General features: G+C 50.9%; 2 protein-coding genes. Both read right to left on the bottom strand.

What is annotated here, in order from left to right:
* Positions 1–1233: 1233 nt before the first annotated feature.
* A complete protein-coding gene (locus ACR0DH_RS20145; protein ID WP_480551848.1) occupies positions 1234–2364 on the bottom strand; it encodes a Hint domain-containing protein in 1131 nt (376 codons plus the stop codon).
* Between the two features lie 345 nt (positions 2365–2709).
* Complete coding sequence (locus ACR0DH_RS20140; protein ID WP_480551850.1) at positions 2710–3300, bottom strand: transposase; 591 nt, start codon at positions 3298–3300, stop codon at positions 2710–2712.
* Positions 3301–3781: the final 481 nt, after the last annotated feature.

Here is a 3781-nt window from a genome sequence, read left to right as displayed (position 1 = left end):
GGTTAGTACCAGAAGCCAAGATAAACAAAATTTGAGTCGAGAGCCTCTACTATACACGTCAAATTGTTCATGAAAAAGAGGCTTAGCGGAACGTGTAGCTATCGATGTAATATTTGCAATATTGAATCTTATTGATAGGTCACGTGGGAGGTGAGGGGGTCTAAAACCTCCCACGTTATGTTTAGTCCGATTAATACCTGCGATCCAGGATGGTTTGAGTGAGTGACCGTTTAGCCGGTGCGCATCTAATCTAACCCGGGATCGGTATAATTGGAAAATTTGGAGTTTCATTTAATGAATTTACAATGTCTCATAGCTATCCACTGCTGGTCCTCAAGGTGGTTACACAGGTAAGCTTTGGTGACTAACGGTCGCATAAACGGCTAAACTTGGGATTTGTTGCGAAGTTTCTGAGTAAATGAAGAGTTTGCACCAATAGCACGACCTATGCCGCCAATTCTGATAACTGACGATACGAGTAGATTTTAGACGTCAACTGACCTTTGCGGATCATGCACGCGACTTCGAGGCCTGAAAGTGTGCGTATGCAGATCCAAAGGGCTTGAATCCAAGCACCCAGCGGGTTTGCCTTTGTGTGAGGCGACACATAGTTCTGCCACCAGCGACAGAACCTTTCCTTTTTCTGGCCTCACACCTTCCATCCATCGCCCAAACCGATTTCGTTGATCCTGACCTCCTTTCGGAAAAATCAGGGCTGATTTGCAGATCAGACGCCGTAGGCGCCTGTTCCTGCTGATCTGCCACGTGGCGAACGCGGAAGGGGGCGAGGCAATGCTATTCGACAGGGGTGGTGCGGCCCGCAGGCGCAGCTAAGGACACGGCCCTGTCTAATAGGGTTGCCCGAGGGGGAAGGCGGCGCTTTCCCCCTGACGGCCAGAGGCGTTTGTCTCGTCGAAATCCTGCTGGCCCACGAACAGAAGCAGCGGGGCGATACGCCCAGAGGCGCTAACTTAAGCGGACTGCAGTCCGGGATGAGAAAGCCCCTCTTCATTTGAGCAGTGGTTGTCATTAGCGTTTTGTCGGGTGAAGGTCGGGCAAGCAGCAATAATGACAAAACCGGTGTGATCAGTGTACAGCTTACTTTTCAACCAAATCACCCTGGACCAGAAGTGCCAAAATTTTGCTACGCGTGTAGGCAGCAGTGCAACTGCCGCAGATGCAATGATTTCGAGGCCATCAATCAGAGATCAGTCGTTTAAACTTGGGAATTTTCTATTGGCTCGGTGTCGCGCTTAACAGCGGCATGGCGTTATTCTTATGCCGAGCCACTAGGCGTTTCTGGCGCACGCGAGATGGAATCGGTCGCGCGGAAACTGGGACAAATCCTGGGCTTGTAATTTCAGGAAAGATTGTCTGCAGTTCTTCGAGCGCCTCTTGACTTACGGAGCGCAATGCCTCCGGTCCAGGGTAAAGACTTTCTGTTGGCGCACCTTCTGCGCAAATAACCTCATGCTGGTCAAAAACCAAATGGAAGTACTCAACGCATTCCATCCTTTCATCTATATAGATGCCGGGTAGTTCCGTCAGCCGAATTGCCGGAATGAGAACTTCATGCGTCCCAAACATCCGCTCTGCAATCTTCGACGATACAAGTATCCTGTGTTGACGTGATACCAGAAGATCGCGTTCGGGCAGACCATTACCCAATGCACCAGCAGTTATGCGGACAGGCCGTAAGTTCGGCGATTCGTCCAAGATTGTGGCTCCAAATCGCCTCCGAAGTACCATTAGTAGAATACAGAGGCTACCTTCAATGTTAGGTATGAGGTCGCCTTCACGGAGGCCCTGCACTTCCCTTAGCCCGTCGGCTGTCACAATACGCGTACCTCGGCAAAAACAAACCGGGCCGCCTTCGGTGACGTGCTGAAAAATCGGGTTGGGGTTTCCTTCTACGAACTGGATTGTATAAGTTGCAGCGCCTGGTGCTGTTGGAGGATCAACGTTGGTCGAGGTGATGCCAGTAGCGAGACCGTTTGTTGCCGTGATATTTGTTGTACCGCCGCCGATGTCATAAAAATCGAGAACATTGTCTGGGTCGGCACCGACATCTGTTAACGCATACGCTTCATAGACGATGCCAGCACCGTCCGGATCCGTCAAAAGAATAGGAAAATTATCGTTCGATATTACATAAAATGTCTTGCCCGTTGCCGGATCAACGGTCGCAACTACACCCGGATCAGCGAGATTGATCTCTATTCCGACGGTACCGTTGGCTTGATAAAAGGAGACAGTAAAATCAGCCGGGTCTTCTCCTGGGTTCAATGCCACTTCAAGGAATTCCGAAACTCCCGTACTGGCGGCGTACGCGTTCGAATAGTGAAGTTCACTGATGAATGCCAAGATGAGCCTCTTCCAAGCGCAAATGAAGCTTACCTAACCTGTTACATAAAACAACCGTACATAGAATACGCTCTCGACGCCGTGAAAGGGTATCTTGCATTTAGTCTCGCCCCCGTTCTTGGCGCAGGGGACGAAAAAAAGTATTATGCTTCGCTGAATCTCCACCTTCAGAAACGGATAAGTTCTTCAAGGTGGATTAACCATGGGCACCATTTGATAGGCTCTTCGTCTGGGCGGATCAAATAGCCTGTAGGCAACGTGATAACCCTTGCCTTTTTGCGAAGACCCAGAAAGATCGACTTAACCGCTTCAATCAAAAGTCGTTGAACCCGCCAAATTGACGGATTACGCCGTTTGGCACCCTGCTCCACAGGGGGGAGAGTCCCGCGCATTGCTGGACAAGGTATCGATCAACAGTGCAAATATCAGGTGGCTGTGGAGCCAGGCTTTTGCCAGATCGGTGCCCTTCGCCGGTAGGCGGTCTATATGAATGACTAACTTCAAACGCTTTAACGCCAGCTCGATTTGCCAGCGGGTGCGATAGAGCGCCAATACCTTGTCGGCATCACATACCTTTGGATCAAGCGATGTCACGATGATGACGAAGCCTGCCGCCTCAATGCTGCGCGGGTCGCCAACCCTGCGATTGCGATGTTGTTTATGTTTACCGCGCCTAACTTCGGCAGCTCTGGCATCCTCTGGCTTGGCACGAAGTCTCAACCGGGCGGACAGCAAACGCCCCTTGGTGCGGATGGCAACAGCAATATCAGCAGTTTGGTCGGGCTTTACCGTTTTCAGTGCGTCCAACAGGCTGAACGTATCGCCATTCGGGGAGGATAGGGAAAACGCGCGCCATCCCGAGCGGACAATGAAATCGACACCATTAAGTGGTGAACGTCCGCTTTGGAGAAGCTGCATCGCAGCATTTGGTTTCAACTTCAACGTCGGCTAATGGGATGTACCGGCTGCTTCACCAAGCAGGTTAGGCTTTGCCTGGTTCTGCGAGGTGGCGTTCTCAGAACACAAAGCCCACCGGAAGTGTATTGAAGCGCGATCATTCACCAGGCTGTTTAAAACCCTCAGCTAATTCTGCGATCTCTTTGCCCCAAGAATGCTGGAACTATTTCCGCCAGACCGGGGACAAGAACATGTGGATGGGGTCGGATCAGAGTGCCCTGAACAGGATGTCGACCTCTTTCTCGAGACAGTCCTAACGGAAAAGGTCGTGCAATCGCAGGCGCACCTGGCCTGTTAGTCCTTCTAACGATATTTGGTCGATCAGACGATATAATAGCGGTGGTAGAAAACGCGGTGCGCAGGTGTCATGCAGTTAGAACTGGCGGTCAGAGGTTTTATTCCCATACGTGGAAGCTAACTATAGGTCGCAAACTCGAAACGAACACAGACAACCAAGTAA

The sequence above is a fragment of the Ruegeria sp. I1 genome, assembly GCF_056532675.1.
The sequence above is the reverse complement of the archived record's forward strand: the minus strand, read 5'-3'. Positions and strand labels throughout refer to the sequence as shown.